This is a genomic window from Kineosporia rhizophila (assembly GCF_021277265.1).
Lineage (GTDB): Bacteria > Actinomycetota > Actinomycetes > Actinomycetales > Kineosporiaceae > Kineosporia > Kineosporia rhizophila.
In genome coordinates, this window is record NZ_JAJSOH010000008.1 from 1 (window position 1) to 26,141 (window position 26,141).

The 26,141-nt window shown below is 68.9% G+C and carries 25 protein-coding genes and 1 pseudogene; 16 read left to right on the forward strand and 10 right to left on the reverse strand.

What is annotated here, in order from left to right; translation table 11 throughout:
- The 4 genes from LWF15_RS13755 to LWF15_RS13770 all read right to left on the reverse strand — a co-directional run.
- Nucleotides 1-749 (reverse strand): NADH-quinone oxidoreductase subunit C (locus tag LWF15_RS13755; RefSeq protein ID WP_232811094.1); only part of this gene is annotated, 749 nt, incomplete at its 3' end.
- On the reverse strand, nt 746-1,390 hold the full coding sequence (locus LWF15_RS13760; RefSeq protein WP_285616359.1) for an NADH-quinone oxidoreductase subunit B: 645 nt from the start codon (nt 1,388-1,390) through the stop codon (nt 746-748). The genes LWF15_RS13760 and LWF15_RS13755, both read right to left, overlap by 4 nt.
- Entirely contained in the window at nt 1,381-1,743 is a 363-nt protein-coding gene (locus tag LWF15_RS13765) for an NADH-quinone oxidoreductase subunit A (RefSeq protein ID WP_232811095.1), read from the reverse strand. The genes LWF15_RS13760 and LWF15_RS13765 overlap by 10 nt, the downstream gene beginning before the upstream one ends.
- A 40-nt stretch (nt 1,744-1,783) precedes the next feature.
- The gene (locus tag LWF15_RS13770; RefSeq protein WP_232811104.1) at nt 1,784-2,104 is read right to left on the reverse strand and encodes a GNAT family N-acetyltransferase; all 321 of its coding nucleotides are present in this window, start codon (nt 2,102-2,104) and stop codon (nt 1,784-1,786) included.
- A 30-nt stretch (nt 2,105-2,134) separates the two neighbouring features.
- Between LWF15_RS13770 and LWF15_RS13775 the strand changes: the two genes are divergently transcribed.
- From LWF15_RS13775 to LWF15_RS13790, 4 genes are all read left to right on the forward strand, one after another.
- Complete coding sequence (locus LWF15_RS13775) at nt 2,135-2,908, forward strand: APH(3') family aminoglycoside O-phosphotransferase (protein ID WP_232811106.1); 774 nt, start codon at nt 2,135-2,137, stop codon at nt 2,906-2,908.
- Between the two features lie 125 nt (nt 2,909-3,033).
- On the forward strand, nt 3,034-3,912 hold the full coding sequence (locus LWF15_RS13780) for an ABC transporter substrate-binding protein (RefSeq protein ID WP_232811107.1): 879 nt from the start codon (nt 3,034-3,036) through the stop codon (nt 3,910-3,912).
- Entirely contained in the window at nt 3,909-4,778 is an 870-nt protein-coding gene (locus LWF15_RS13785) for an amino acid ABC transporter permease (protein WP_232811109.1), read from the forward strand. The genes LWF15_RS13780 and LWF15_RS13785 overlap by 4 nt, the downstream gene beginning before the upstream one ends.
- Complete coding sequence (locus LWF15_RS13790; RefSeq protein WP_232811111.1) at nt 4,775-5,521, forward strand: amino acid ABC transporter ATP-binding protein; 747 nt, start codon at nt 4,775-4,777, stop codon at nt 5,519-5,521. Before LWF15_RS13785 ends, LWF15_RS13790 begins: the two co-directional genes overlap by 4 nt.
- Before the next feature lie 27 nt (nt 5,522-5,548).
- Here LWF15_RS13790 and LWF15_RS13795 read toward each other — a convergent pair whose 3' ends face one another.
- Together LWF15_RS13795 and LWF15_RS13800 are read right to left on the reverse strand one after the other, a co-directional pair.
- A complete protein-coding gene (locus tag LWF15_RS13795; RefSeq protein ID WP_232811113.1) occupies nt 5,549-6,034 on the reverse strand; it encodes a GNAT family N-acetyltransferase in 486 nt (161 codons plus the stop codon).
- A complete protein-coding gene (locus tag LWF15_RS13800; RefSeq protein WP_232811115.1) occupies nt 6,031-6,390 on the reverse strand; it encodes a VOC family protein in 360 nt (119 codons plus the stop codon). Before LWF15_RS13800 ends, LWF15_RS13795 begins: the two co-directional genes overlap by 4 nt.
- Nucleotides 6,391-7,223: 833 nt before the next feature.
- On the opposite strand from LWF15_RS13800, the gene LWF15_RS13805 reads away from it, so the two are divergent.
- The 8 genes from LWF15_RS13805 (at nt 7,224) to htpX (ending at nt 16,702) form a co-directional block, all read left to right on the forward strand.
- Nucleotides 7,224-7,847 (forward strand): TetR/AcrR family transcriptional regulator, encoded by a 624-nt coding sequence (locus LWF15_RS13805; RefSeq protein WP_232811117.1) that lies wholly within the window; start codon nt 7,224-7,226, stop codon nt 7,845-7,847.
- 58 nt (nt 7,848-7,905) lie between these two features.
- The gene (locus LWF15_RS13810; RefSeq protein WP_232811119.1) at nt 7,906-9,738 is read left to right on the forward strand and encodes a NuoI/complex I 23 kDa subunit family protein; all 1,833 of its coding nucleotides are present in this window, start codon (nt 7,906-7,908) and stop codon (nt 9,736-9,738) included.
- Entirely contained in the window at nt 9,735-10,280 is a 546-nt protein-coding gene (locus tag LWF15_RS13815; RefSeq protein WP_232811121.1) for an NADH-quinone oxidoreductase subunit J family protein, read from the forward strand. The genes LWF15_RS13810 and LWF15_RS13815 overlap by 4 nt, the downstream gene beginning before the upstream one ends.
- Nucleotides 10,280-10,699 (forward strand): NADH-quinone oxidoreductase subunit NuoK, encoded by a 420-nt coding sequence (locus LWF15_RS13820; RefSeq protein ID WP_408623286.1) that lies wholly within the window; start codon nt 10,280-10,282, stop codon nt 10,697-10,699. The genes LWF15_RS13815 and LWF15_RS13820 overlap by 1 nt, the downstream gene beginning before the upstream one ends.
- Complete coding sequence (locus tag LWF15_RS13825; protein WP_232811125.1) at nt 10,696-12,603, forward strand: NADH-quinone oxidoreductase subunit 5 family protein; 1,908 nt, start codon at nt 10,696-10,698, stop codon at nt 12,601-12,603. Before LWF15_RS13820 ends, LWF15_RS13825 begins: the two co-directional genes overlap by 4 nt.
- Nucleotides 12,600-14,141 carry a complex I subunit 4 family protein gene (locus LWF15_RS13830; RefSeq protein ID WP_232811127.1) on the forward strand — a complete coding sequence of 514 codons (1,542 nt, stop codon included), beginning with the start codon at nt 12,600-12,602 and terminating at the stop codon, nt 14,139-14,141. The genes LWF15_RS13825 and LWF15_RS13830 overlap by 4 nt, the downstream gene beginning before the upstream one ends.
- Complete coding sequence (locus LWF15_RS13835) at nt 14,141-15,712, forward strand: NADH-quinone oxidoreductase subunit N (protein ID WP_232811129.1); 1,572 nt, start codon at nt 14,141-14,143, stop codon at nt 15,710-15,712. Before LWF15_RS13830 ends, LWF15_RS13835 begins: the two co-directional genes overlap by 1 nt.
- 132 nt (nt 15,713-15,844) lie before the next feature.
- Entirely contained in the window at nt 15,845-16,702 is an 858-nt protein-coding gene (htpX, locus tag LWF15_RS13840) for a zinc metalloprotease HtpX (protein WP_232811131.1), read from the forward strand.
- Between the two features lie 140 nt (nt 16,703-16,842).
- Here htpX and LWF15_RS13845 read toward each other — a convergent pair whose 3' ends face one another.
- Both LWF15_RS13845 and LWF15_RS13850 read right to left on the reverse strand, forming a co-directional pair.
- Nucleotides 16,843-17,262: an ANTAR domain-containing protein gene (locus LWF15_RS13845; protein WP_232811133.1), complete on the reverse strand. Its 420-nt coding sequence runs from the start codon at nt 17,260-17,262 to the stop codon at nt 16,843-16,845.
- 138 nt (nt 17,263-17,400) lie between these two features.
- Nucleotides 17,401-18,642 (reverse strand): glycosyl hydrolase, encoded by a 1,242-nt coding sequence (locus LWF15_RS13850; protein WP_232811135.1) that lies wholly within the window; start codon nt 18,640-18,642, stop codon nt 17,401-17,403.
- A gap of 293 nt (nt 18,643-18,935) precedes the next feature.
- On the opposite strand from LWF15_RS13850, the gene LWF15_RS13855 reads away from it, so the two are divergent.
- A complete protein-coding gene (locus tag LWF15_RS13855) occupies nt 18,936-19,814 on the forward strand; it encodes a dioxygenase family protein (RefSeq protein ID WP_232811137.1) in 879 nt (292 codons plus the stop codon).
- Between the two features lie 53 nt (nt 19,815-19,867).
- Here the strand turns inward: LWF15_RS13855 and LWF15_RS13860 are convergent, their stop codons facing one another.
- Nucleotides 19,868-20,404, reverse strand: a complete 537-nt coding sequence (locus LWF15_RS13860; protein WP_232811138.1) for an NUDIX domain-containing protein — start codon at nt 20,402-20,404, stop codon at nt 19,868-19,870.
- Nucleotides 20,405-20,559: 155 nt separating this feature from the next.
- Here LWF15_RS13860 and LWF15_RS38135 point away from each other — a divergent pair.
- Nucleotides 20,560-21,212: pseudogene (locus LWF15_RS38135) on the forward strand (FMN-binding negative transcriptional regulator).
- A 19-nt stretch (nt 21,213-21,231) separates the two neighbouring features.
- Here LWF15_RS38135 and LWF15_RS13870 read toward each other — a convergent pair.
- On the reverse strand, nt 21,232-22,971 hold the full coding sequence (locus LWF15_RS13870) for a hypothetical protein (protein ID WP_232811139.1): 1,740 nt from the start codon (nt 22,969-22,971) through the stop codon (nt 21,232-21,234).
- Between the two features lie 891 nt (nt 22,972-23,862).
- Here LWF15_RS13870 and LWF15_RS13875 point away from each other — a divergent pair.
- Together LWF15_RS13875 and LWF15_RS13880 are read left to right on the forward strand one after the other, a co-directional pair.
- Complete coding sequence (locus LWF15_RS13875) at nt 23,863-24,969, forward strand: helix-turn-helix domain-containing protein (protein WP_269810148.1); 1,107 nt, start codon at nt 23,863-23,865, stop codon at nt 24,967-24,969.
- A gap of 69 nt (nt 24,970-25,038) precedes the next feature.
- Nucleotides 25,039-26,067: a hypothetical protein gene (locus LWF15_RS13880; RefSeq protein ID WP_232811143.1), complete on the forward strand. Its 1,029-nt coding sequence runs from the start codon at nt 25,039-25,041 to the stop codon at nt 26,065-26,067.
- Nucleotides 26,068-26,141 lie beyond the last annotated feature (74 nt).

The following is a 26,141-nucleotide window of genomic DNA, read 5'->3' on the forward strand; positions in this document are numbered from 1 at the left end:
GGGCCCCACGAAGGATCGGGGACGCCGGGCGGCCGGGTCTTGCGGCGGGGGGCCTTGCCGGCGGCCGAGTCGCCCGGGTCTTTGGCGCCAGGCCACGCCTTGGCCGCCCGGGCGGCCAGGACGAACGACTTGCGCAGGGGAGTGCCCTCGAACCCGTCGGGCAGCAGGAGCGGTCTGAGGCCTGCGCCGCTGCCGTCTTCGAAGCCGGTGAAGGTGAGCCCGAACATCTCGAAGGTCTCGCGCTCGTGCCAGGCGACCCCCGGCCAGAGCGCGGTGAGACTGGGCAGACTGAGGGTGGTTTCGGGCACCCGGGTGCGCAGCAGGAGGCGGCGGACGACGCGGTCGGGCGAGCCGAACGAGTCGGTGGCGGCGAGGTGGAGGAGCACGTCGAGACCGGCCGGGTCGGCGTCGGGTTCGTCGACGGCCGAGAGCCAGTCGAGGAAGTCGAGCCCCAACTGGTCACGGGCGCAGGTGGCGGCGGCCACCCAGCCGGCGGCGGGTACGTCGACCACCGGGGTGCCCGCGCCGTCGGCGGTGACCGTGACCAGGGCGGAGGACCTGGAGGTGGGCGGGGCTGACTCCGGAGCGTCGGACTGCCCGGGCTCACCGTCTGCAGCGGCCCGGTCGGTGGGCCCGCCCTGGTCGGCCCCCGCAGGTGTGCCGACCCCAGCCTTACTGAGCGCCGCCGTGAACCACGCGGTGAGCTGGTTGGCGTCGGGCGAAATGCGGCTTGGCAGTGCTGAGCTCATGCCGGGCTGCCCTCGACCAGGCCCCGGTTGAGCGAGGCAGCGCCCCGACGGCGGGAGCCGTAGCGCCGGGCCAGGTTCTCGTCGGCGATCTTCTCCTGCAGCTTCACGATGCCCTGCAGCAACGCCTCGGGGCGCGGCGGGCAGCCGGGCACGTAGACGTCGACCGGGATGATCTGGTCGACCCCCTTGGTGACGCAGTACGAGTCCCAGTAGGGGCCGCCCGAGTTGGAGCAGGCGCCGAACGAGATGGCGTATTTCGGCTCGGGCATCTGTTCCCACAGCCGGCGCACGGCCGGGGCCATCTTGTCGGTGACGGTGCCCGACACCACCATCAGGTCGGCCTGCCGGGGGCCGTTGGCGAACGGGATCACGCCGAGGCGGATGAAGTCGTGACGGGCCATGCTGGCGGCGATGAACTCGATGGCACAGCAGGCCAGACCGAAGTTGAACACCCAGAGCGAGTAGCGCCGGCCCCAGTTGAGCACCAGCCGAAGTGGATGCGGCGCAACCGCAGCCAGGGCACCCAGGCCTGCTGACCCGTCTTCAATTTCGTGCTCGTGCGGTTGCCGCAGAACCGGCATCGGCAGCGCGGTCTTCGGCGAGACCGGCCGGCTGCCGCTGCCCGGCCGGGTCAGATCCATCGCAGGACCCCACGGCGCACGGCGTGGATCAGGCCGATCGCGATCACGCCGAGGAACACGCCCATCTCGGCCAGGGTGGCCCAGCCCAGGTCTTTCACCACGGTGACCCAGGGGAACAGGTACACCGCGTCGACCGCGAAGATCAGGTACAGAAAGGCGTAGAGGTAGTAGCGGATCTGGCTCTGCGCCCAGCCGTGGCCGACCGGATCGACGCCGCTCTCGTAGGTGAGGGTCTTCTCGGGCGAGGGCACGCGCGGGCGCAGCGCCCGGGCCGCCCCGATGCCTCCGACGAACAGCAGCGCGCCGGCGGCGATCACGGCGGCGACGACCAGGTAAGTCTCCAGGCCCTCCATGGGAAAGGACTCTACCCAGGGGGCCCGACAGAATCGGGTCTCAAGTGCGGGGGGCGGAGGGGAGACCGAAGACGGCGCGGCGACCGGCGGGGACGAGGTCGAGGTAGTCGGGGTGCTTGTCGATGAAGGCCTTGACGAAGGGGCAGATCGGGAGCACCTGGGAATCGCGCTCGCGCAGGTCGTCCAGGGTCTGGCGGATCAGCTGCGTGGCCAGGCCCTGCCCGCCGAAGCGCTCACCGATCTCGGTGTGCACCAGGCTCACCACCGGCCCCAGGCCGCGGTGCTCGGTGAAGCCGGCCAGCTCGTCGTCCACCCAGATCTCGAAACGGTTCTTTTCCTGGTTCTCTCTCACTTCGGCCATGCGCCCCATCGAATCATCTAGCGTGCCCGGATGAGCACGCCCCTCCCGCCCGCGACCATCGCCGACGAGATCCACGGCTACGAGTGGGTCCGCGACACGGTCGGGCAGTCCGGCAACGCCGTTCACCGGCTGCGCGGTCCGGGACGCGATCTCTTCCTCAAACACGGACGGGGCGAGGCGGCCGAGGAGGTCACCGACGAGATGGTGCGGCTGGCCTGGTTACGCGGGCGGATCCCGGCGCCGGAAGTCGTCCGCTTCGTGCGCAGCCCCGAAGACGCCTGGCTGCTCACCACCGCCCTGCCCGGCCGCAGCGCCCTGCTGGAGATCGAGGCCGACGCCGAGCGGGTGGTCGACGCGCTGGCCGACTTCACCCGCCGGCTGCACGCCCTCGATGCCGACACCTGCCCGTTCGTCGCCGGTCACGCCTTCCGGCTGCGCCACGCCCGGGCCAACATCGACGCCGGCCGGGTCGACGCGGACGACTTCGACGAAGAGCGCCAGGGCTGGACCCCCGAGCAGGTCTGGCAGGAGCTCACCGCCCTGCTGCCGCTGGAAGCCGGCCGGGTGGTGACCCACGGCGACCTCTCCCTGGACAACGTGCTGCTCAGCAACGGCGAGGTCACCGGCCTGCTCGACGTCGGCCGGCTCGGGCTGGCCGACCGCTACCAGGACCTCGGCATCCTCTCGAACGCGCTGGGCGGGTTCGGCGCCGATCTGCGCGCCCGGTTCCTCCAGCGTTACGGCGAGACCGAGCCGGATCTGCGCCGGTTGTCCTTTCATGTACTTCTGGACGAGTTGTTCTGACCTTGCGGAGAAACTTCCGGTCGGGTCGGGGTCATCCGCGACCGAACACGTGAACACCCTCGGAGGGCCGAACCGGGCAGGGCTAGACTCAGCCGCCGAAACCATGCGCTGACCTTGGAGTATTCATGTCCCGCCGACTGCCTGCCGCAGGATCTGCCCTCATCGCCCTGCTGGCCGTCGCCGCCTGTGCCCCGGCCGACTCCGAAGACGAGGCGGGCACCGGCTCCTCGGCGTCGGCCAGCACCTCGGCCTCCTGCGCCCCGGCCGATCTGGACACCCTGGCCGCCGGCACGCTGACCGTCGGCACCGACACCCCGGCTTACACGCCGTGGTTCCAGGACAACGACCCGACCAACGGCAAGGGCTTCGAGTCCGCCGTGGCGTACGCCGTGGCCGAGCAGCTCGGCTACACGAACGACCAGGTCAAGTGGGAGACGGTGGGCTTCAACGCGGCGGTGCAGCCGGGCGCCAAGACCTTCGACTTCGACATCAACCAGTTCTCGATCACCGACGAGCGCAAAGAGGCCGTGGACTTCTCCTCCGGCTACTACGACGTCGCCCAGGCGGTCGTGACGATCAAGGGCAGCAAGGCCGCCGGGGCCACCTCGCTGGCCGACCTCAAGGACGTCAAGCTCGGTGCGCAGGTGGGCACCACCAGCTACAAGGCGATCGAGGAGCAGATCCAGCCGTCCTCGAAGCCGGCCGTGTACGACGACAACGACAAGGCCAAGCTGGCGCTGAACAACGGCCAGATCGACGCCCTGGTGGTGGACCTGCCCACCGCGCTGTACCTGGCCGCCGCCGAGCTGGACAACGGCGTCGTGGTCGGCCAGCTGCCCGCCGCCGGTGACAGCGCGGAGCAGTTCGGTCTGCTCCTGGCCAAGGACAGCCCGCTGACCGACTGCGTCTCCGACGCGGTCGACGCGCTGCGCGCAGACGGCACGCTGGAGAAGCTCGAGACCGAGTGGCTGACCGAGTCGGCCGGCGCGCCCGAACTGAAGTGAGCAGCCCGGACACGCTCGACGACTGGAGCCCTTCACCCCGGCAGCTCGAACGCGACGCCTACCGGCGGCGCCGGAGCCTGCAGTCGCTCCTGATCGCCGTGATCAGCACCGTGGTCGTGGGAGGTGCGCTGATCGCCGGGGTGGTCAGCGCACCCGGCTGGGACCGCACCCGGGAGACGTTCTTCAACTGGGACAAGGCCGTGGAGTCGTTCCCGGCCGTCCTCGAGGGCTTCTGGGTCAACGTCCAGGTCTTCCTGGTCAGCGCGGTCTGCGTGCTGCTGGTGGGCCTGCTCCTGGCCGTGCTGAAGACGCTGCGTGGACCGGTCTTCTGGCCATTGCGCGCCCTGGCCACGGTCTACGTGGACGTCTTCCGCGGCCTGCCTCTGATCCTGGTCCTGCTGCTGGTCGGGTTCGGGGTGCCGGCGCTCAACCTGACCGGGGTGCCCACCGACCCGATCGTGCTGGGCTGCGTGGCCCTGGTGCTGACCTACTCGGCCTACGTGGCCGAGGTGTTCCGGGCCGGCATCGAGTCGGTGCACCCCAGCCAGCGGGCCGCGGCCCGGTCGCTGGGTCTGAGCGGGCCGCAGAGCATGCGTTACGTGGTGCTGCCGCAGGCCGTGCGCCGGGTCGTCCCGCCGCTGCTGAACGACCTGGCCTCGCTGACCAAGGACTCGGGCCTGATCTCGGTGCTCGGGGCGGCCATCGACGCCGTCCGGGCCGCCCAGATCGAGACCGCGACCAGCTTCAACTTCACCCCGTACGTGGTGGCCGGGGTGCTCTTCCTGATCCTGACCATCCCGCTGACCCGGATCACCGACCGGGTGTCGCGGCGGTACGGGGCCGTCCCCGGCGGAGGCCACCTGTGAGCGGGCTGCTCAGCGTCCAGAACCTGCGCAAGACCTACGGGCCCAGCGTGGTGCTGCGCGACCTGAGCCTGGACGTGGCCGAGCACGACGTGGTGGTCCTGATCGGGGCCTCCGGCTCGGGCAAGTCCACTCTGCTGCGCTGTATCGACCTGCTGGAGACGGTCGACGACGGGGTGATCGAGCTGCAGGGGCAGGACATCACCGACCCCCGGGTGAACGCCGACGAGGTGCGCGCGAAGATCGGCATCGTCTTCCAGTCGTTCAACCTCTTCCCCCACCTCAGCGTGCTGGACAACATCACGCTGGCGCCCCGCAAGGTGCACAAGGTGCCCGCCGAGCAGGCCCGCGAGCGCGCTCTGGCGATGCTCGACCGGGTCGGCCTGCGGCACCGGGCCGACGCTCATCCGGACCATCTGTCCGGCGGTCAGCAGCAGCGCGTGGCGATCGCCCGCTCGCTGGTGAACGACCCCGTGCTGATGCTGTTCGACGAGGTCACCTCGGCGCTCGACCCGGAACTGGTCGGGGAGGTGCTGGCCATGCTGCGCGACCTGAAGTCCGAGGGCATGACCATGCTGGTGGCCACCCACGAGATGGGTTTCGCCCGGCAGGTGGCCGACGAGGTGTGCTTCCTCGACGGCGGGCGGGTACTGGAACGGGGGGCGCCCGAACAGGTCCTGGGCGAGCCCACCGAGGAGCGCACCCGCCAGTTCCTGAGGCGGATCATCGAAGCCGGGCGGTTGTAGCAACCGCCCGGCTCTGGGTGGGACAGGTCAGACGAGGTCCTTGGCGAAGTACTGCGAGCCCGCCTCGTCGGCGTAGATGCCGAAGTTCTGGTGCGGCCGGTAGCCCGAGTTCTGGTACAGCGAGACCGCCTCGGGCTGCTGGTCACCGGTCTCCAGCACCAGCCGCCGGTAGCCCAGCACCACGGCCCGCTGCTCGGCTGCGCTGAGCAGCTTGCGGGCCAGCCCACGACGCCGGAAGGCCGGCCGCACGTACATCCGCTTCATCTCCGCGCACTGCTCCCCGCCCGCCGCGTGTTCCCTCACGCCCACGCATCCAGCCAGCTCGCCCCCCACCTCGGCGACCACGAAGAGGCCGGCCGGCGGGGTGAACTCACCCGGCTCGACCGGGGTCTCGTCCTGCCCGCCGTAGCGGGTCACATACTCCTGCTGGAGTTCGGCGATCAGGGTGATCGCCTCGGGGCTGTCGAAAGGGGCGTCGCGGAGGACGAGATCGGTTACGGGAGAGTTGCTCACGGCTCCCATAGTTCCACGGGGTTGCCCTCCGGGTCGTACACCCGGGCGAAGCGCCCGTTGGGGTACACCTCCGGATCGACCTCCACCTCGATGCCGGAGGCCCGCAACTGCCGCACCATGGCGTCCAGGTCACGGACCCGGAAATTCACCATCCATTGCTGGGCCGCGCGCCCGAAGTGCTCGGTCTCTTCGGCGAAGGCGGCGAACACGGTCGGCCCGGACTGTGAATACCAGGGCTCCTCCGCATAGGTGAGGGGCACCGGGGTCACCCCGAGATGCTCCTCGTACCAGGCTGCCAGTCTCTCCGGATCTCTGCTTCGGAAGAACAGACCCCCGATACCCGTCACGCGTTCCACGAATGGGAATACTGCCAGAACGACCGCGATCCGACCGCTCGGAGTGGTTGTCGCATTCCGCCGGAGCCTCGGGCAGGCCCCCGGAAACCGGAAGAATGCGCAGGTCAGGAATGGGATTAAGGCATACGGCAGGCCGGTGAATCGAGGGCTAATCCCGTCGCGGGCTCTCCTCACCGCACTGACGGCGCACTTTCGATGCACTGCCGGTGCGCTTCGCTGGCGGATCGCGGCCATCAGCGTTCCTTGGTTGCTTCAGCACGGCGACCGTGCGGGATTTCCGGTGCAGTTGAAGGGCTGATCAGAGGCCGTGGGAGGCCCATTGTTGTGGCGCCGGGTGCCGAAATTGGGCAAGCGGTCAAACTATGGACGGGTGGCGCGCCTAGGGCGCGAGCGACCGGTTCCGTGGTGGTTACGTTGAGTGACGCGCGCGGTGCCGGCTCAGCGTCGGCTCGTGCGTGCGGCGGGCGGGCGCCGCGCCGGGGATGAGCGGATCGCCACCAAGGCCGGCGCCCGGATACGTCGGGTGTGCGGATCTGGGAGCGATTCCATGACGGGCGGTCGCACGTTGCCGGTGCGATTGGGTCCGGTGGGGAAATCTGGGCAGCTCATACGGGTAATTCCGGTGATCGGACCGATCCTCGGGCCGGGGCCGCTAATATTCTCAATGGTCGCGGGTCGGTCCGGTAAGCCCGATCCGGCGACCGCCGGATTCGGCGTCCAATCCGAAAATATTTATGGTCGCACCAGGTGCGTGTTCTCCCGGCCCTAAAGGGCCAGGAGGTGCCCCCCGTTCCGGCCGGGTCTTTTGTCGGAACGCATGTGAGGTCGGTGAGGTGGCGCGGCAGCAGGCAGAGATCCGGCGCGAGGAGATTCTCCGGTCGGCCGCGACGGTGGTCGCCCGGAAGGGATTCGCGCGTACCCGGGTCGCGGATGTCGCCGCCGAGCTCGGAATCAGTCCCGGCCTGGTCTTTTACCATTTCGATTCCAAAGAACGACTGCTGTCGGAAGCATTTGTGCTGGCCTCCGACCGGGAACTGGCGGCGATGGAGGCGGTGGTCGCCGGGCCGGGCTCGCACACCGAGCGGCTGCGCAACGTGATCGGTCTGTACCAGCAGGTCCCGGTGGAACCGGCCGACCTGGAGGGGTGGTCGCGCAACATCGACGCCTGGGCCGAGGGCCGCTACACCGACGAGATCCGCGAGGTGGTCCGGCGCAACGACACCCGCCGGCGGCACGGCCTGACCCGGCTGGTCACGCAGGGGGTCGAGGCCGGCGAGTTCGAGTGCGCGGACCCCTCGGAGGCGGCGCTGCGGATCTGCGTCATGCTCGACGGCCTGGTCGTGGCCACCCAGGTCAGAGGCACGCTCTCACGCGGCCGGGCCCGGGTCTGGGCCGACGAGTACGCCGCCCACGAGCTCGGTCTGAGCGCGCTGATGCTGCCTCCCGCCCAGCGCTGAGTCGCGGACGCGCCGGATCCACGCCCCTCGGAACCGCAAAACACGGCAGGATGCAGCGGTGACCTCCGAACAGCAGAACGTCGCGGGCGGCTCCGGCAGTCACCGGCACGATCTGGGCGACGTTCCTGGGCACGACCACGAACACAGCCACGGGCCCGGGCACGAACACGGCCACGAATCCGGTCAGCAGCCCGGCCACGGGCTCGGTCGTGGTCTGGGGTTCGGCCGTGGTCTGGTCTCCGGGCTCGCCACCACGGCGAGGTCGCTGGTCCGGCCCACCCACACGGCCGAGTACCCCGACGTGCGACCGGACCTGCCACCGCGCAGCCGGGGCGTGATCGCGCTGCTGGCGGAGAACTGCACGAGCTGCATGCTGTGCGCCCGGGAGTGCCCGGACTGGTGCATCTACATCGAGTCGCACAAGGAAGAGATCCCCGCCGCCGAGCCCGGCGGCCGGGCCCGGCAGAAGAACATGCTGGACCGCTTCGCCATCGACTTCTCGCTCTGCATGTACTGCGGCATCTGCATCGAGGTCTGCCCCTTCGACGCGCTCTTCTGGAGCCCCGAGTTCGAGTACGCGGAGTTCGACATCCGCGACCTGCTCCACGAGAGCGACCGCCTGGAGAGCTGGATGACCAGCGTCCAGCCCCCGCCCCTGCCCGACCCCGGGGCAGTGGAGGCCAAGGAGGTGGGTGTCGCCCGCGCCGCCGCCGAGAAGGCGATCGCGGCCTACGAGGCCGCCCGCCAGGAGGCTGCGGCTCAGGAGGTCGCCGCTCAGGAGGCAGCTGCTCAGGAGGCAGCCGCCCAGGAAGCAGCCCAGGCGGCGGCGGCCCAGGAGGCGGCCCGAGAGGCGGCGGCCCAGGAGGTGGCGGCTCGGGAAGCAGCAGCCCAGGAGGTTGCCGCCCAGGAGGTGGCGGCTCGGGAAGCAGCAGCCCAGGAAGCAACTGCCCAGGAAGCAACTGCCCAGGAAGCAACTGCCCAGGAAGCAACTGCCCAGGAGGCGGCGGCCCAAGAGGCAGCCCAAGAGGCGACGGCCCAGGAAAAAGCGGTTCAGGAGGCGGCGCCCCAGGAGGTTGCCGCTCGGGAGACTGCCGCTCAGGAAGTAGTGGCCCAGGACGCCGCGACCCAGGCAGCCACTGGCCACGAGGGGGTCACTGCCGACGAGATGGCTACCGACCACGAGAAAGTGGGAGGCCCCGAGGCCACCGCCGACGAAGGGACGGCCGACCGCGAAGAAGCGACGCGCCCAGACCCGGCCCTTCGGGAGACGGCCGCTGTCCCTGAGACGACCGCGACCCACAGCAGCCACCCGGACGACGAAAAAACGGCGCTACTGCCTGCGGTCACCGACGAAACCCAGCCTCTGCCACCCGTCACGGACGAGACCCAACCCATGCCACCGGTCCCGGACCTGGCCACGCCGGACCCGGCCACCTCCAACACAGCGCATACTCCTGACCTGGCCCCCTCGGACCCGGCCACGCCCGACCCAGCCATCCCAACCGTCCCAGACCCGGCCACCTCCGACCTGGCCACCCCTGCCCAAGCCGCGCCTGACCTAGCCACCGCGGACTCAGCCTCGCCTGACCGGGGCGCACCTGATCACGCCAAGCCCGACCCGGCCACCGCGGACCCGGCCGCGCTCCACCGAGCCGCGCCTGACCTGGCCACCGCGGACTCAGCCTCGCCTGACCGCGGTGCACCTGATCACGCCAAGCCCGATCCGGCTAGCGCGGACCCGGCCAGCTCGGACCCGGCCGCGCTCCACCGAGCCGCGCCTGACCTGGCCACCGCGGATTCAGCCTCGCCTGACCGGGGCGCACCTGATCACGCCAAGCCCGACCCGGCCACCCCCGACCCCAAAGACCCCCCGCGCCGGAGCCGGCCGTGACTGGTCTCGAGGTCCTCTTCGTCGCTCTGGCCGTTCTCGCCGGAGCCGCTGGGCTGCTCGCCGTGTCCAGTCCCCGCGTCGTCCACTGCGCCCTCTGGCTCGTGGTCTGCCTGGGCGCGCTGGCCGGCGTCTACCTGGTGCTCGGCGCCGAGGTGGTCGCGCTGGTCCAGCTCCTGGTCTACGTGGGCGCGGTGGTGGTCCTGGTGATCTTTGCGCTCATGCTCACCCGCGCGCCGATCGAGCCCAGCGCACGCCTCGACGGATCCCTCGGGCAGCGGCTGGCGGCGGGGGCGGCCGGGGTCGCGGTGACGGGGGTCCTGGCCGGCACGCTCATCTACGCCGTCGGAGACACCAAGGTCGCCGTGCGTACCGAGCAGGGGGCCGCGCGCCCGATCGGCGAGGCCGTGTTCTCCGGTTGGCTGCTTCCCTTCGAGCTGCTCTCGGTACTGCTGCTGGCGGCCCTGGTCGCGGCGATCGCGGTGTCCCGTAAGGAGCCCGGCAAGGAGCCCGGCAAGGTCGAGAGCGGGGAAGAGACGGGATGATCCACCTGCTCGGCCCGGCCGTGCTCGCTGCGGCCCTCGCCGGGATCGGCGTGTACGGGATCCTCGCCCGGCGCAACGCCGTCCTCGTGCTGATCGGCGCCGAACTGCTGCTCAACGCCGCGAACGTGCTCCTGGTCACGGCCTCGGCGCTGCCTGCCGGAGGGCTGGCGGCCCTGCCCGAGGCCGGCGCCGGGGGCCCTGACCTGGTGCAGGACCCGCTGATCCCCGGCCAGGTGATGACCATCTTCGTGATCACGATCGCGGCCGCCGAGATCGGGGTGGCGCTGGCGATCGTGCTGCTGCTGTTCCGGGCCCGTGGCACGGTCGAGCTGACCGAGGTCACGGAGCTGGGGGAGGCCTCACCCAGCCACACCGAGAACCCGGCGGGCTATCCCGAGGCGAAGCAGGCGGGGTCGTGACCGGGGCCGCCGCCATCCTCACCGTGGTCCTGCCCGCCGCGGCTGCGGTCTTCGGTCTGGTCATGAGCTCGTCCCCGGCTGCCCGCAGCTGGGCGTCGGACTGGGCGGTGGCCGGTGCACTGGGCGCGCTGATCGCCGCCGTGGCCGAGCTGGTGCTGGTCAGCACCCAGGAGGGGAGCACCTCCGTCGGGTTCCTCGGAGATGCTCAGCTGGGCAGCGCCACCATCGCCCTCGACCTGCGCTCGGACCAGCTGGCCGCGGGCGTCGCCGTGATGGTCGCCCTGGTCGCCCTCTGCGTGCAGATCTACTCCACCGCCTATCTGCACGGTGATGGAACGCCGGAGGCGCCCACTCGCTACCCCGCCTACGCGGCCACCGTCTCGATGTTCACCGCCGCGATGATGCTCGTGGTCCACGCCGGTGACCTGGTGCTGCTGCTGATCGGCTGGGAAGTGATGGGCCTGGCCTCGTACCTGCTGGTGGGCCATCACAGCGAGCGGGCCGCCGCCCGGGCCGCGGCCACCAAGGCGTTCCTGATCACCCGCACCGGCGACATCGGGGTGGTGCTGGCCGTGGTGGTGCTGATCGCGGGCGCGGGCACCACCTCGATCAGTGAGCTGAACCGCGCGGCGACCGAGAACGAGATCGGCCACGGCACGGTCCTCACCGCGGCCGCACTGCTGCTCGCCGGGGTGGTGGGCAAGTCGGCGCAGTTCCCCCTGCACACCTGGCTCCCGGACGCGATGGAGGGCCCGACCCCGGTCTCCGCCCTGATCCACGCGGCCACGATGGTGGTGGCCGGCGTGTTCCTGGTGGCCCGTCTGCTGCCCCTGTTCCTCACCGCGCCCGGGGTGCTGCAGACCGGTGCGGTGCTGGCCTCGGTCAGCATGGTCGGGGCCGCCCTGGCCGCGCTGGCCCAGACCGACCTGAAGCGGCTGCTGGCCTACTCCACGATCAGTCAGGTCGCGTACATGCTGGCGGCGGTCTGCGTGGCCTCCGACCGGGAGCTGGGTTCCGGCGACCCGGTGGGGTTGGCCGCGCCGGGGGTGGCGCACCTGCTCTCCCACGGAGCCTTCAAGGCGTTGCTGTTCCTGGCGGCGGGGTGCGTGGTGCACATCGTGGGCTCCACCGCGCTCGCCGACATGGGCGGCCTCTGGCGTACCCATCGAAGCCTTGCTGTGCTCTTCGGGATCGGGCTCCTGGGGCTGGCGGGTATCCCGCCCTTCGGCGGCTTCTGGTCCAAGGAGGCCGTTCTCTCGGCGGCGGACGAGGCGGCGCACGCCGGAACCTGGGTGGGCTGGATGGTCCTCGTCGCGGGGGTAAGCACGATCGTGCTGACGGGTCTGTACGCCGGTCGCGCGTGGGCGATGGTTGCGATGGGGCGAACCTCGGAAAACCCAATTGAGGACGGGGAAAACCGCCATCGCGTACCCCTCGCCATGATGCTCCCCCTCTACCTCCTGGCCCTGCCGAGCCTGGCCTTCGGCCTGGTTCTCCTGCAGCCGCCGGATCTGCTGCACGGGCTCCAGATCGAGCCCGGCACCGCGATCACCGGTGCTCTGCTGGCTCTTTCCGGGGTGGGCTGGGCGGTGTCGGCGCCCCGACTGGGCACTGCGGACATCGCCTTCGCCCTGCCTGAGCGGGCCCGGACGGTGCTGCTGAACGCGTTCGGCTTCGACCGGGTGATCCGGGCGCTGGTGGTCCGCCCCGCGCTGGGCCTGACCGTACTGGTCCGGGTGGGCGAGCACGACGTGGTGGACGCGTACGTGCGCGGCGTCGGCCCGGCCACCACGATCGCCGGAAAGCTGTTGCGGCTGGCCCAGACCGGGCTGGCCTCGGCCTACGCGGCCTGGGTGTTCGCCGGGGCGGTCGTGATCGCGGTGGCCGGGGTGGTGCTGGTATGACGCCCGACACCGGCGTCGTGAACTGGCTGCTGCCCACCCTGGTCCTGCTGCCCCTGGCCGGCGCCCTGGTGCTGCTGGCCGTGCCGCAGATCCCCGACCGGACCGCCGCTCGCCTGGGCGCCGGGATCAGCGGGGTGACCCTGCTGATCGGTGCCCTGGCCACTCTCGTGGCCTGGGACCGGGGCCTGGGGCGGATGCAGCTGCAGGTGCGCACCGACTGGATCCCGGCCCTCGGCCTGCAGGCGCATCTCGGCCTCGACGGGGTGAGCGCGCCCCTGGTCCTGCTCACCGCCCTGCTCGCGGTGCTCACCTGCGGGCACCTGATCCGGGTGCACCCCGAGCACGGCCGGGTCCGGCTGCTGGTGGTCTGCGTGCTGACCGTCACCGGTGGGGCGCTGGCCACCTTCACCGCGCTCGACCTGCTGCTGTTCTTCATCGCCTTCGAGACCGTGCTGATCCCGATGTGGTTCGTGATCGGGGTCTGGGGCGACCGGCGGCTCCCGGGGCAGCCGGGCAACGCCGCGGCCCGCTTCGTGCTCTACACCGCCACCGGCTCGGCGGTGATGCTGCTGGGCCTGATCCTGGTGATCACCCGCACCGGTACCGCCGACATCACCGAGCTGATCGAGCGCGGTGGTGCGGGCATGTCCGAGAGCACCCAGACCGTGGCGGCCGTGCTGATCGTGATCGGCCTGGCGGTGAAGACCCCGATGTGGCCGCTGCACACCTGGCTGCCGCCGGCCCACACCATCGCCCCCACCACCGGATCGGTGCTGCTGGCCGGGGTCCTGCTGAAACTCGGCACGTACGGCCTGGTCCGGGTGGTCGTGCCGGTGCTGCCCGCCGGGATGGAGAACGTGGCTCCCTGGCTGGGGGGCTTCGCGGTGGTCGGCATCGTCTGGGCCGGCCTGGCCTGCCTGGCCGAGAACGACCTGAAACGCCTGGTCGCCCTGTCGTCGGTGGCGCACATGGGGTTCGTCCTGCTGGGCGTGGCCTCGATGACGCCGACCGGCCTGCAGGGCGCGCTCTACGCCAACATCGCCCACGGAGTGGTCAGCGCACTGCTGTTCTTCGTGGTCGGGGCGCTGAAGGACCGGCACCACAGCGCCGGTCTGGGCGAGCTCGGCCCCGGTCTGCGCGATCGGCTGCCGAGGCTGGGGTGGCTGCTCACCTTCGGCGCGGTGGCCGGTCTGGGTCTGCCCGGTCTGGCCGTGTTCTGGGGTGAGCTGCTGGCCATTGCCGGGGCCTGGCAGTCGGGAGCGCTCGGTGCCCTCAATCGTCCGTTCGCAGTCGTTGCCGCCGTTGGCACCGTGATCGCCGCGGCCTACTGGCTGCGGGTGCTGCGGGTGCTCTGGCAGGGCCGCACCGACGGGCGCTGGGACGGTCAGGACATCGGCGATGTCACCCGGCACGAGTCGCTGACCACGATGCCGCTGGTCCTGGCCACCGTCGGGCTCGGCCTGGTGCCGGGCCCGCTGCTGGCGGCCACGGCCGGTGTGGTCCGGTTGCTCCTGCCCGGCGGGGGAGTGGTGCCCTGATGCTCGCCGAGACCTTCGCCGAACTCACCGGCGTCCCCAAGATCGACGCCGTGGCCCTGCTGCCGGTGATCGCACCGGTCGTCGCCCTGCTGCTGATCCTGCTGGTGGATGCGATCCGGCCGGGCCTGAGAACGGTCACCGACGCGCTCGGCGTGAGCGGGCTGCTGGTGGCCGCGGGGGCGGTGGCGTACCTGGCCCAGGACGGCCAGGACCGCAGCACCGCCTGCTCCAGCGGGTTCGTGGTGACCAGCGGGCAGACCGGGCCGACCCGGCTGCCGGAGTCGCTGAGCCCGGCCCAGTTCGGCTTCGGCTGCTCCTACGTGGTCTCCGACCTGACCCTGGCGGTCCAGGGCATCGTCCTGCTCGGTGCCCTGGCCTGTCTGCTGCTGGCCCTGGCCGGCCCGGGCGCGAAAGACCGCACGGCGCACCACACTCTGCTGCTGGCTACGGTGGCGGGCGCCGCCGCCCTGGCCGGGGCCCGCGACCTGGCCACCCTGACCGTCGCCCTGGAGACCGCGACCCTGCCGGTGATCGGCCTGATCGCGCTGCGCCGAGACGCCCAGGGGGCCCAGGCCGCCGTCACCATGCTGCTCACCGCGGTCGCCTCGCTCGGCCTGCTGCTGCTCGGCGTCGGTCTGCTCTTCCTGGCCACCGGCTCGCTCTACCTCGCCCGCATCGCCGACGTCCTGGCCGCCGACCCGCAACGGCCGGTCCTGGTGGTGGCCGCCCTGGGGGTGGTGCTGGCGATCGCGGGCATCGGGTTCAAAGTCTCGCTGGTGCCCTTCCACCTGTGGACGCCGGACACCTACGCCGGCGCGCCGCTGCCGGTCGCCGCGTTCCTGTCCACGGTGTCCAAGGCGGCCGGCCTGACCGCGGTGGTGGTGCTGCTCGGCATAGGGGTGCCGACGCTGCACGAGGTCTGGGCGCCGCTGGTCGGGGTGCTGGCCGTGCTCACCATGACGGTGGGCAATCTGGTGGCGCTGCGGCAGACCGTGGCCGTGCGCCTGCTCGCCTGGTCCACCGTCGCGCAGGCCGGCTGGGTGGTGCTGCCCTTCGCCGGGGCGGGCGCCTCCCGGGACAGCGTGCGTGAGGTGGCCGCCGCCTCGATCGGCTACCTGCTGGCCTACGTGGTGGCCGGTCTGGCCGTGTTCGCCGTGGTGGTGCTGGTGGCCCGGCACCACCGGGCCGGGGAGGAGCACACGCTGCAGGCCTACCGGGGGCTGGGCCGCACCGAACCGGTGGCCGCCGCCGTCCTCGCCTTCGCCCTGTTCTGCCTGGCCGGACTCCCGCCCGGGGTGATGGGCCTGATCGCCAAGGTGGTGGTGCTGCGCCCGGTGGTGCACGCCGAGACCTGGCCGATCGCCGTGCTCGCCGCCCTCAACGTCGCCCTGGCCCTGGCCTACTACCTGCGCTGGACCGCCCTGCTGGTCTCGCCCGCGGGCACCGCACCGCCCCGGTGGCGGCTTCGCCCGGCGGAGGGGATCGTGCTGGGAGGAGCTGCCGCCGGGTGCCTCGGCCTCTCGGTGGGGGCCCAGGTGATCGCCGGGCTGCTGCCTGGGATCCTGCACTGATCGAAGTACTGAGGATCATCGGAGCCGGACGGGTGCGACGGTGGACCCGGCGGGAACGTGCGCAGGCCGGACACCGTTGAGTTTCCTGACGGTGCCCGGTGGCACCGGTCGTGAGGAGTCAGGGAGCACCGCATGGGTCATAGTCATTTCAACGGGCTGAAGACCGCCGTCCTGCTGGGTGGCCTCTCGGCGTTCTTGCTGGTGATCGGTCAGCTGATGGCCGGGAGCACCGGTCTGGTGATCGCCTTCGGGGTCTCGCTGGCGATCAGCGGTTACCAGTACTGGAACTCCGGCAAGATGGCGATCAAGGCGATGCGCGCCCGCCCGGTCAGCGAGGCCGAGCAGCCGGTGATGTACCGGATCGTGCGGGAGCTGGCCAACGAGGCCCGCCAGCCGATGCCCGCGCTGTACATCTCACCCACCCAGGCGCCGAACGCGTTCGCCACCGGCCGCAACCCGCGCAACGCCGCGGTCTGCTGCACCGAGGGCATCCTGCAGATCCTCGACGAGCGCGAGCTGCGCGGGGTGCTGGGCCACGAGCTGATGCACGTGTACAACCGGGACATCCTCACCGCCTCCGTCGCCGGGGCCCTGGCCAGCGCGATCACCTTCATCGCGCAGTTCGCCTTCTTCTTCGGCGGCAGCGACGAGGAGCGCCCCAACTTCGTCGCGATGATCGCGATGTCGCTGCTCGGCCCGCTCGCCGCCGGGGTGATCCAGATGGCGGTCAGCCGCACCCGCGAGTACGACGCCGACGAGGACGGCGCCAAGCTCACCGGCGACCCGCTGGCGCTGGCCTCGGCCCTGCGCAAGCTGGAGATGGGCACCCGGCAGCTGCCGCTGCCGCCCGAGCGGGAGCTGGTCAACTCCAGCCACATGATGATCGCCAACCCGTTCCGGGGTGGCGGGGTGGCCAAGCTCTTCGCCACCCACCCGCCGATGGCCGACCGCATCGCCCGCCTGGAGTCGATGGCCGGCTACCGCCGCTGAACCACCCGACCGGGTTCTCCCCGCCGGTCGCCGGCGCGGTGAGAACCTGTCAGCCCCCGGAGCCATCGCTCGGCTCCGGGGGCTGTGTTCGTTCTCAGAGGTGACCACCGACGAAGGGGCCGCCCGACCGCCTCAGCGGCTCAGGGACGTCCCCAGTCGGGATCTTCGAGCAGGGCCTGCACATCGGCCGGCGACAGTTCCGCCGCATCCACGCCGCGCTGGGCCAGCCACTCGGACAGCAGCCGGCGTGCGGTCGGCGGGTCGCAGCCCAGCCGGGCCATGAGCACCCCGGTCGCCAGATCGCTCATCTGCTGGGCCTGGACCCGGGCCACCGCGTCCCGGGCCTGGCCGGCCTGGTCGGTGAGGTCCCGCTCCAGGCTCAGGCAGATGGTCAGCGGATCGACGTAGCGCCTGAGGCGGTCGGTCTCGGCACCCTCGGTGATCTCACCGAGCAGGAGACCGACCATCGAGTTGAGCAGCTCGCGCAGCGGCGTCGAACTCTGAAGACGGTCCGGCGCAGCAGCGGCATCAGGTCGCGGAGAACGGCCTGTGGTCGTCATGCAGTCGTACTTCCCCATCCATCGCGGGGCGGGACGACTTACCGGGTCCCGCCAGGAAATGGATCTTTACGACTGCTTCACAAAGGTCCGGAAGGATCTTAGCCCGCCCGGGGCACTGCTTGGTGCACCTGCGCCGGGTTACGAACCGTCGGCCTTCTGGTAGAGCGGCACGAACAGTTCCTTGAACTTCGCCGCGCTGTTCGGGAACGAGTTCTCGAGGCTGTGCCGGCCGCCCTGGCCGTCGGTGTAGTCGTACTCGAAGTAGGCCGCGTACGCCACGTTGTTGGCCGGGTCGGTGATGAAGTCGTACATCCGCTGGATGTAGTCGGGGTTGTCGTGGCCGCCGATGCCGTCTGGGCGGGCCCAGACCCCCCACTCCGGGATGGACAGCGGCTTGCCGTGGTCCTTGGCGAACTGCGACCAGTACTGCAGACCGCGGTCGCCGCCGTAGATCGACACGTCCCAGGCCTTCTTCTGGGCCTTCACGTAGCAGGCGCTGTCGCAGTCGTCCGGGTACGGGTAGGCCGCGCCGGACACGTCGTAGGCGTCCACCCCGACGTAGTCGACCACGTCGTCACCGGGGTAGTAGTTCGCCGCGTCGTACTTGTTCGGCCCGCCGTTGACGTTCCAGTCGAACTCGAACTTCGCACCGTCCACCGAGCGCATGGTCTCGACGACGTTGCGGTAGAACGCCTTCCAGCTCTCGGCGTCGTCGCTGGCCCACTTCCACGACTCCAGGTTGAACTCCCAGCCGACGCGCAGGACCGCGTCCTCCTGGCCGGCCTTGACCAGGTTGTCGGCGAGGTTGCGGAAGTAGTCGTTGTAGTCGCCCGCGGCCCCGGCCTGGATGCTCACGCCCTCGACGTCGGTGGGCAGCAGGGGTACGCCGTAGACCAGGCGGTACGGGGTGTCGGCCCACTCGTCGAACAGGTACTGCGGGTTGGCGATGTTGTCCCAGGTGCCGCGGGCCGAGAAGTCGACCACGTACTCGACGTCGGCCCCCAGCCACTGCTGGTACGCCTCGACGTTGTCGGCCGAGGTCTGCCGGAACACCCCGAACTTGGTGCCGGTGCCCCCAGTGCTGCCCTCGCCGGCCGAGGCGCTGGGGGTGGGGGAGCTGGTCTCGTCGTCCGAACCCTGGGTGACCGCGAAGATCACGCCGATCAGCGCGAGCAGCGCCACCACCGCCCCGGCGGCCAGCAGTTTCTTGCGCGCGCCACCGGTGGCCGGGGGCTTGCCGCCCGGGCCCGACGGGGGATCGGCCGGCCCGCCCGGGATGGGGCTGGTCGCGGCGGCCGGATCGCTCTCCGGCGCCGCGTGCCGGCCACTCCCGTGGGACAACCCGCTCTGGTGGGCGTCGTCCGATGGCGTGGCGCGCATGGTTCGCAGACCTTTCCGGTACGGGGGTGCGGCGAACTGCTGTCGCCTCTCGCAACTCTAACGCTGCGGAAGAGATGGGACCGCTGTCCGCCGATCGTTGGCAGTCTCGAGAGTGCCTGGTGATCGCGGTGAATCCGCTGAGAATCGCCGCGATTACGCACCGGCGCACGCTCAGCCCGGGAACCCGGATTCACCCGTCTGGCAGCCCGCGGATCGAGTGACCGGTCGTGTGCTCTCTGTGGTCGCTCCGAGAAGTGCTTGAGATTTCAACTAAGTCGTCCTACCTTTGAAACATGACCTCCACGGTGGACCCCACGGCGCCCGGTGCGGCGTTCGATGCCTTCCTTCCCGGAGCACTGGCCACCAGCCGGGCGCAGCGCGACTGGACCCCCGCCGACGGTGCCCTGCCGGCGCTCTACCTCTCCCACGGTGCGCCCCCGCTCTTCGACGACGGCCCCTGGATGGATCAGCTGCACGCCTGGGCGCAGCAGATGCCCAAGCCGAAGAGCATCCTGATCATCAGCGCGCACTGGGAGTCGGCGCCGCTCAGCCTGACCAGCCCGCTGGCCCACACCCCGCTGGTCTACGACTTCGGCGGGTTCGCCCAGCGCTACTTCGAGATGCAGTACCGCACCCCGGACGCAGCCGCTCTGGCCGCGTTGGTCACCTCGGTGATGCCGGACGTGGAGACGGTGCACCAGCACAACAGCCGGGGCCTGGACCACGGCGCCTGGGTGCCGCTGAAGGTGATGTACCCGCTCGGCGACGTGCCGGTGCTGCAGCTGAGCATCCCCACCCATGACCCGGCCAAGCTGATGGAACTGGGCCGGCGCCTGCGCCCACTGCGGGAGCAGGGTGTGCTGATCATCGGCTCCGGCTTCATGACCCACGGCCTGCCGTTCCTGACCCGTGAGGCGTTCGCCGGCAAGATCCCGGGCTGGTCGGCCGACTTCGACTCCTGGGCCCAGGAGACGCTGGCCCGCGGCGACGTGGACACGCTGATGAACTACCTGAAACGTGCTCCCGGTCTGCCCTACTCGCACCCCACGGTGGAGCACTTCGTGCCGGCGTTCATCACGCTGGGCGCCGCCTCGAACCCGGAAGCCCCGGTCACCACGACCATCGAGGGCTACATGTGGGGGCTGTCCAAGCGGTCGTTCCAGGTCGCCTGAGCGGTCTCGGTCGCCTCCCAGCCCGCTCGGCTGGGAGGCAACCTATGGACGTCCTACCGCCCCGAGCGTCCATAGGTTGTGTATTCAGTGGTCCCCTGGGCAAGGGCGGTGAGCGACGCCACCAGCCGCCGGAGCAACGACGGGGCGAGTGGGACGGAAGGCAGATCCTCCGGGGCCACCCAGTGCGCCGCCCGTAACTCGCTCTCCTGCAGCTGAATCGAATCGATCTGGGTAGGGCTCAGCGTCCCGCCGTCGAAGACGAACTGCAGCTGATCGCCCCAGACCCCGTGCCGCGGCACCCAATCGACCACCAGCAGCCGCCCGGGCACGGTCTCCAGCCCCAGCTCCTCGGCCAGCTCGCGGGTACACCCCAGGTGCGGGTCCTCGTTCGCCTCGACCACCCCGCCGGCCATCACCCAGGTGGGCTTGTAGACGGCCTCCAGCAGCAGCACCCGGCCCTGTCCATCACGGATCAGCGCGGCCGCCGCAACGTTCTTGGACGGCAGGCGGGACGCGATGCCCGGGTTGAACTCGGCCTCCGGCACACCCTCGGTGAGCAGGTCGTCGTCGAGCGAGGGAACAGTGGTCACGACGCTCGATCGAACACCTCCCCGCGCGGGAGGTGCAAGCTCCGAGGGGCCACGGTGGCGGAGTTCACCGGATCGACCCACCGCCGTCGACTTCATGGCCGCTGGACACGGATTGGCCGTAGACCCCCTGAGCTCAGCCCGCACACACTCGTGCCGTGTATGTCCCCGCCCACTTCGCTGCTACCCCCGAGCAGATCCACGAGCTCCTGACCCGCCCCGCCGCCGCCGACCTGATCACGCCCACGGCTGACGGCCTGGTCGCCACCTTCCTCCCCCTGCTGTTTGACCCCTCTGCCGGACCGCAGGGAGCTCTCCTGGGACACCTGGCCCGCAACAACCCGCACTGGCAGTCCCCGCCCACCGGCGAGTCGCTGGTCATCCTGCGCGGCCCCGACAGCTACGTCTCGCCCTCCTGGTACGCCAGCAAGGCCGAGCACGGCCGGGTGGTGCCGACCTGGAACTACCTGACCGCCCACGTCTTCCCCCAGCCCTAGAGGGCCGGGAGGTGCCCCCAGGCGACCTGGTGATCCACGACGACGTGGCCTGGCTGGAGACCCTGGTGAACCGGCTCACCGACCAGCACGAGGCCGGCCGCACCCCGGCCTGGGCGGTCGACGACGCCCCGCCGAAGTTCGTCGCGGGCCAGCTGCGCGCGATCGTGGGGGTCGAGCTGCGGATCACCCGGATCGAAGCCAAGGCCAAACTCAGCCAGAACCGGCCCGAGGCCGACCGCGAGGGAGTGGTCGCGGGGCTGCTGGCGGTGGGGGACGAGGCCGGGGCCGATGCGGTGCGGAGCGCCGCGCAGTAGCGCTGCGAGTGCTTTCGGGTCACTCCAGCAGATCGGCCACGTTGGGCGTGCCGGGTTCTCCGAGGAGATCCAGGCGAGCTTGGGCACGGGCGGCCAGAGAGAGTGGTGAGACACCGTCAACCAGTTGAGCGTGTGCCACCCGGTCCAGCGCTGCTCCCACCAGAGGCGCGGTGGTGCGCAGAGTGACTTCCAGCCCTGCCGCAGACGCGGCTCCGCCGTGCAGGACGACATTGCGCATCCGGTAGAGCCGCTGAAAAGCGCTCTCCAGGTGGCTACGGAGCTCGGTCAGCGCTGGGTGCGGATCGGCAAGGAGAGCGAGGACCCGTTCCTGGGCGGCTGCCGCCTCTGGGGTGGAAACGGACAGGCAACCGCCTTGGGCGTAGTGGTCCAGCATCACCCGGCACCTTGCTCGGTTGGTGTCGGCAAGCGCCAGATGCTGTGCGAAGTCCTCGGCCGCCGGAATCCGGTCCGCCCTCTCCTGCGCCCGTGGTCCCGACACTCCCACCGCATTCACTGAAGACGTCTGCCCGGCTTGCCCGTATGAAAGGGCGGTGAGTTCGGCCCGAGGCCATGAACACGCCACCAGAGCGGCTGCACGAAGGCTCACCACGACGCCTCGCCCCTGCTGAGCGTCCTCCGGGTCGCCGGGAGAACAGAGAAGAGACTCCAGGGCCGACCAGCCGCTGGCAATGGCCGGCCCGCGGGAACCGCTGTGATTCAGGGCCGCAGCCAGTTCGAGGGCGTCGTCCAGGACCGTGGGCTCGATGCCGACATCATGAATCTTCTTCTCTCGGACCAGCGATTTCACGAAGACGCTGCGATGCGGGTTGTCCAGACCGAAAAGCTTGACTCCCGACAGGTCGGCTGTGGCGGGGTCGTGTATCCACGCGGCATCGAACGCCTTGATATGTGTGTAGCCGGCCGCATAGCTCGCCCGCGCCAGGAGCCGGTCCCTGATGGCTGCGGTCTGCTCGGCGGCCGCATAGCTGTCCAGGGCGGGTAAGCGGTAATGGAACCCGCCTACATAGCGCGGCACGGCCTGCCCTGCGCGCGTGCCGCCACGTTCTGTCAGCCAGGTCTTGACCTGCGGACCGGTTCGCCAGTTCGGCTGCTGTCGGGCCGTCGTCTCCTTCGGCATGACTTCGAAGGGCAGAAGCACGTCGTAGAGGCGGCGCTCGCAGCAGTCGAGTGCCATCGCGTCCTCAAAAACGTCTTGCAGGCTGCTCCTGGCCTCGATGTGCCGACGCATCCCGGCGTGCAGGTGGGCCATGCTGTAGCCGCGGTCGAGCAGATGCGATGCGACGGCGCGAGCTACTCGCTCAGGTCCCGGGGGCGAGGCCGAGGTCACGGCTTCGGCCCAGCGCTTCAGGTATCCGTCGGCAACGTGGGGAACGAGTTGCTCCAGTGTCCGCCAGTGCCTTGTGTCGTAGTGCGCGCCTGACTTCAATTCATCGGCGACGGACCGTCTGAGCCTTCCCGAAGCAACGCCTCGGTCTTGGCCGACGGCGCGTTGCATCTCGTGACAGAAGTTGAGGAGCGCCGCCTCTCGCAGAACGTTCTGGTTCCGCCATCGAGAGGCCTCCAGCACTTCGTACAGCCCACCCACGGTTCCGGCGTTCCACAGTCTTCGCTGCCACGGTGAACTGGCGAAGTAGAACTCCTTGAGGCGGACGGCGACATGGGTTGCGTACCAGTCCTGACCAATTACTCCTTGCATCAGTGGAACGCCCGAGAGGGCGGCGTCCTGGGGGTTGCTCATTGCCCGAGTGTGCCCGTATCTTGAAAGTCGCTGCCCCGGGCAGCCCAAGTTCTGAAGTAGGGGAGCCGCCTCCTTGGAGGCCGCTCCCCACTTTTCTTTTGCCTGACCTGGCGGTTCGTCCCTTTCGACGCTGCGAGTCGTTACGTGTGGTTCTCGTGGGCTCGGGGTCGAGGTGCAGCCCGGGTGCGTGCTCTCGCGGGCAACGCCGAAACAATGCACTAGTGATGTACGTCACTGCATAGCAGGAGTCCTCGGGTGATGAGGGTGGCGTCCAGATCTGGGGTCGGCAGCAGCAGGCAGGGCGTAACGGGGGCAAGGATCTTGAAAACTTGGACGCGCATGAGACGCGGACACCCGTAGATCCCCGCTCCCACCCGGTGACGCCCGGACAAACGCCGAAACGCCCACCAACCTGCTTGCGCAGATCAGCGGGCGTTTCGCCTGGTGTGGCTGGTGCAGGGTTCGAACCTGCGTAGGCTGAGCCGTCTGATTTACAGACGGACCGCCAAACCGTCTTCAGCTGGGCCGATGCGCCCCTGGCTCAACTCCTCGGCGCCCATTGGGCGAGAAGCTACGTCGGCGGTTTGATGGAAGACGTCTAACGCTAGGCGCCCCCGCCCCGCCCCAGGAGACCCTCGAGACGACTTTTTGAGGGTGGGGCCAGATGGGATGCCGCAGACCTCACGTCAAGTGCGCGACCCGGCCCGTTTCTGCAAGTTCTACTTGATTGTCCGGGCTGTGCGAGGCCGGCCTCGATCCTGCCCGTCCTCACCCCGTGAGTGATCCCGTCCTGGGCCTGCGGCAGCTGCTGAATCAGTTCGGAATATTTTGGGCATGAACTTGAGCATCAGACTTGCATGACTACGGCATGGTCCTGGTATGCTCCTACTCATGAGGGTGGACGCGGACAGGCACGGCCTGGGGGATGCAGTAGCCCAAGTGAGGCAGGTGCTGGGCTTCACTCAGGCGCAGCTTGCTGAGAGAGCGGGCCTCTCGCAGGGGTATGTGTCGCGGATTGAAGGTGGGGTGCTCGAATTAACAGAGCCATATTTGAGTCAGATAGCCGAGGCCATGTGGTGCCCGATCGATCTGCTGACGGATCCTGGAGTGGTCCTCTCTCCCGGCGTCTCCTGTGTTCATCATCGACGAAAAAAGAGTCGGCTCTCCGCTGGCTCGGTGAAGCGGATTGAAGGACTGGCGAACTTGACCAGCCTCACGCTTACCCGTCTCATCGCGCACCTAAATTCGGCCAATGCAGTTAAAGTTCGCCTGCCTCAAGTTGGCACAGGAGCCACCGCAAGCCCAACGGGACTTGCACAAGAGATACGTGAGATGGCAGGAATAGGAGGCAAGCCAGTCGCTAGTGTTGCACAAATTGTCGAGGGCATCGGTGTGCCGATTATGCGACGCCCTCTCACTGCCCCTACGCCGAGGGTCGGATCTGTGGGGCAGGATGGCATTAGCATGAGTGGCGCGGGTCGTCACCCCGTCATTATCGTTAATGAAGGCCTTTCTCCAGATCGTGAGAGATTTACTATCGCGCACGAACTTGGTCATATCGTATTGCATCAAGGAATGGCTGCTTCAGCCGATGACGAAGTCGAGTCCGAAGCTAACGATTTTGCGGCTCGGTTGCTTCTTCCGCGCGAATCGATGGACGACGCACTCGAGGGCATGACAGAGGGAAATCTTCGGAGCCTACTCGAACTGAAGAATGAATGGGGTGTATCTATATCGGCTCTTATTGAGCAAGGTAAGCGCCTCGGTAAGATCGATTCTGAGACGTATCGGAAATTACGCATTCGTCTTGCCAGGATGGGGTGGGACAAGCTGGAACCGGGGGACGTGCAGCGGGAAGAGCTTTTGCTCCTGGGGGACATTCTTGAACGTCTGCGCCAGCAGGGCTTGAGTGAAACGGACCTTGCGCGCATCTCCTTGATGCGGATCGAAGATTTTCGACGAGTGTATATTTCTCAGCTGTCAGATCGAGGAGAATAGGTCCGTATGACGTCGGAAATGCCGCGGGGGTCACTGTTCGCTCAGTGTCTTCCCAGTGAGGTCAGCTCTTTGACTGCCCTGGTCGATAGATACGGCGCAGGCATCATGCTGACCAATACCGGGTACGGCAAGAAATCGGCCTCTTTTGAACAAGCTCTTCAAGTGGCTATCGCCGCCGACGTTGTTGTGTGTGCTGACATGGCCCTGTATGCCGGCAATGACCGCAAACTTGCACACGAAGGTGTGTCACCGGACTGGATCCACTACCAGCGCCAACGCGGTATGAAACCTATCGCAGACTCAGGGTATGTTGACGCGGACGACTTAAACGGAATGCGCACGATTCTCATTCAGTCTGCTCGTCAAGGAGCAATGGCGCTGCTTCCCATTCATGTGAGCTGGGTTGCCGACGACATGAAGAGGGCGCAGCTCCTGACTGAGATCAACCGTGTTGGCGTTCCTGTTGCTCTAGCCCTGGAGCATAAAGTCGATCCTCTAGGTCGAAAAGATTCGGTTGGCGGGCTGATTCGTCTATTGGATGAGGCGAAGGTCCCAGTATGGTTGATTCGCTCCGATGTTTCGGCGCTGGGCGCTGTCGCTTTCGGTGCGGAGGCCGGAGCGATCGGCACGAGCACCAAGCTGAGACACTTTTATCCGCGAGTGGAACGTAAGCCGGGTCAAACTACAGGAGGCCGGCGCGCGTTGACTGCTGCTGTTGTGCAGGAATGTCTGGCCTACGTCAGTGTAGACAAGATTGGTCAGGCGTACATGGCGACTCCTGATGTTTCCGTTTGGGAATGCCAAGGATGGTGCTGTGCTGGGCGTCCCATAATCAGGATTGCAATGGAGACGGACTCCGAGCTGCAGTCGCAGATGGCCTATGAGCACTCACTGAATGCTCTATTTGCCATTCGAGACTCCATGATCGGCGATGGACTTGAGAGTCTTACGCAGCGCCAAAGCTGGTACGCGCGATGCCAGAACGCTCAGTATCGAGCATTGGACATTCAGAGCCAGTACGAAAAATGGCCGGCACCAAACTTCATTGGCGCCTGGCGCTCAATGATCATCGAGCATGCGCCGGAAGCCGTGGTGTGAAGTACTGAGGCGCTACTGACTCGAAAAGGCGCTCTTCCATCCATCGATCTACAATTGTTCTTTTCTTCCGGAGT

Bases quoted from the DNA above. Each gene is read 5' to 3' on its own strand.
- LWF15_RS13760 (WP_285616359.1), bottom strand. From the start codon at position 1,390: ATGGATCTGACCCGGCCGGGCAGCGGCAGCCGGCCGGTCTCGCCGAAG.
- LWF15_RS13765 (WP_232811095.1), bottom strand. From the start codon at position 1,743: ATGGAGGGCCTGGAGACTTACCTGGTCGTCGCCGCCGTGATCGCCGCC.
- LWF15_RS13770 (WP_232811104.1), bottom strand. From the start codon at position 2,104: ATGGCCGAAGTGAGAGAGAACCAGGAAAAGAACCGTTTCGAGATCTGG.
- LWF15_RS13775 (WP_232811106.1), top strand. From the start codon at position 2,135: ATGAGCACGCCCCTCCCGCCCGCGACCATCGCCGACGAGATCCACGGC.
- LWF15_RS13780 (WP_232811107.1), top strand. From the start codon at position 3,034: ATGTCCCGCCGACTGCCTGCCGCAGGATCTGCCCTCATCGCCCTGCTG.
- LWF15_RS13830 (WP_232811127.1), top strand. From the start codon at position 12,600: ATGACGCCCGACACCGGCGTCGTGAACTGGCTGCTGCCCACCCTGGTC.
- LWF15_RS13835 (WP_232811129.1), top strand. From the start codon at position 14,141: ATGCTCGCCGAGACCTTCGCCGAACTCACCGGCGTCCCCAAGATCGAC.
- htpX (WP_232811131.1), top strand. From the start codon at position 15,845: ATGGGTCATAGTCATTTCAACGGGCTGAAGACCGCCGTCCTGCTGGGT.
- LWF15_RS13845 (WP_232811133.1), bottom strand. From the start codon at position 17,262: ATGACGACCACAGGCCGTTCTCCGCGACCTGATGCCGCTGCTGCGCCG.
- LWF15_RS13850 (WP_232811135.1), bottom strand. From the start codon at position 18,642: ATGCGCGCCACGCCATCGGACGACGCCCACCAGAGCGGGTTGTCCCAC.
- LWF15_RS13855 (WP_232811137.1), top strand. From the start codon at position 18,936: ATGACCTCCACGGTGGACCCCACGGCGCCCGGTGCGGCGTTCGATGCC.
- LWF15_RS13870 (WP_232811139.1), bottom strand. From the start codon at position 22,971: ATGAGCAACCCCCAGGACGCCGCCCTCTCGGGCGTTCCACTGATGCAA.
- LWF15_RS13875 (WP_269810148.1), top strand. From the start codon at position 23,863: ATGAGGGTGGACGCGGACAGGCACGGCCTGGGGGATGCAGTAGCCCAA.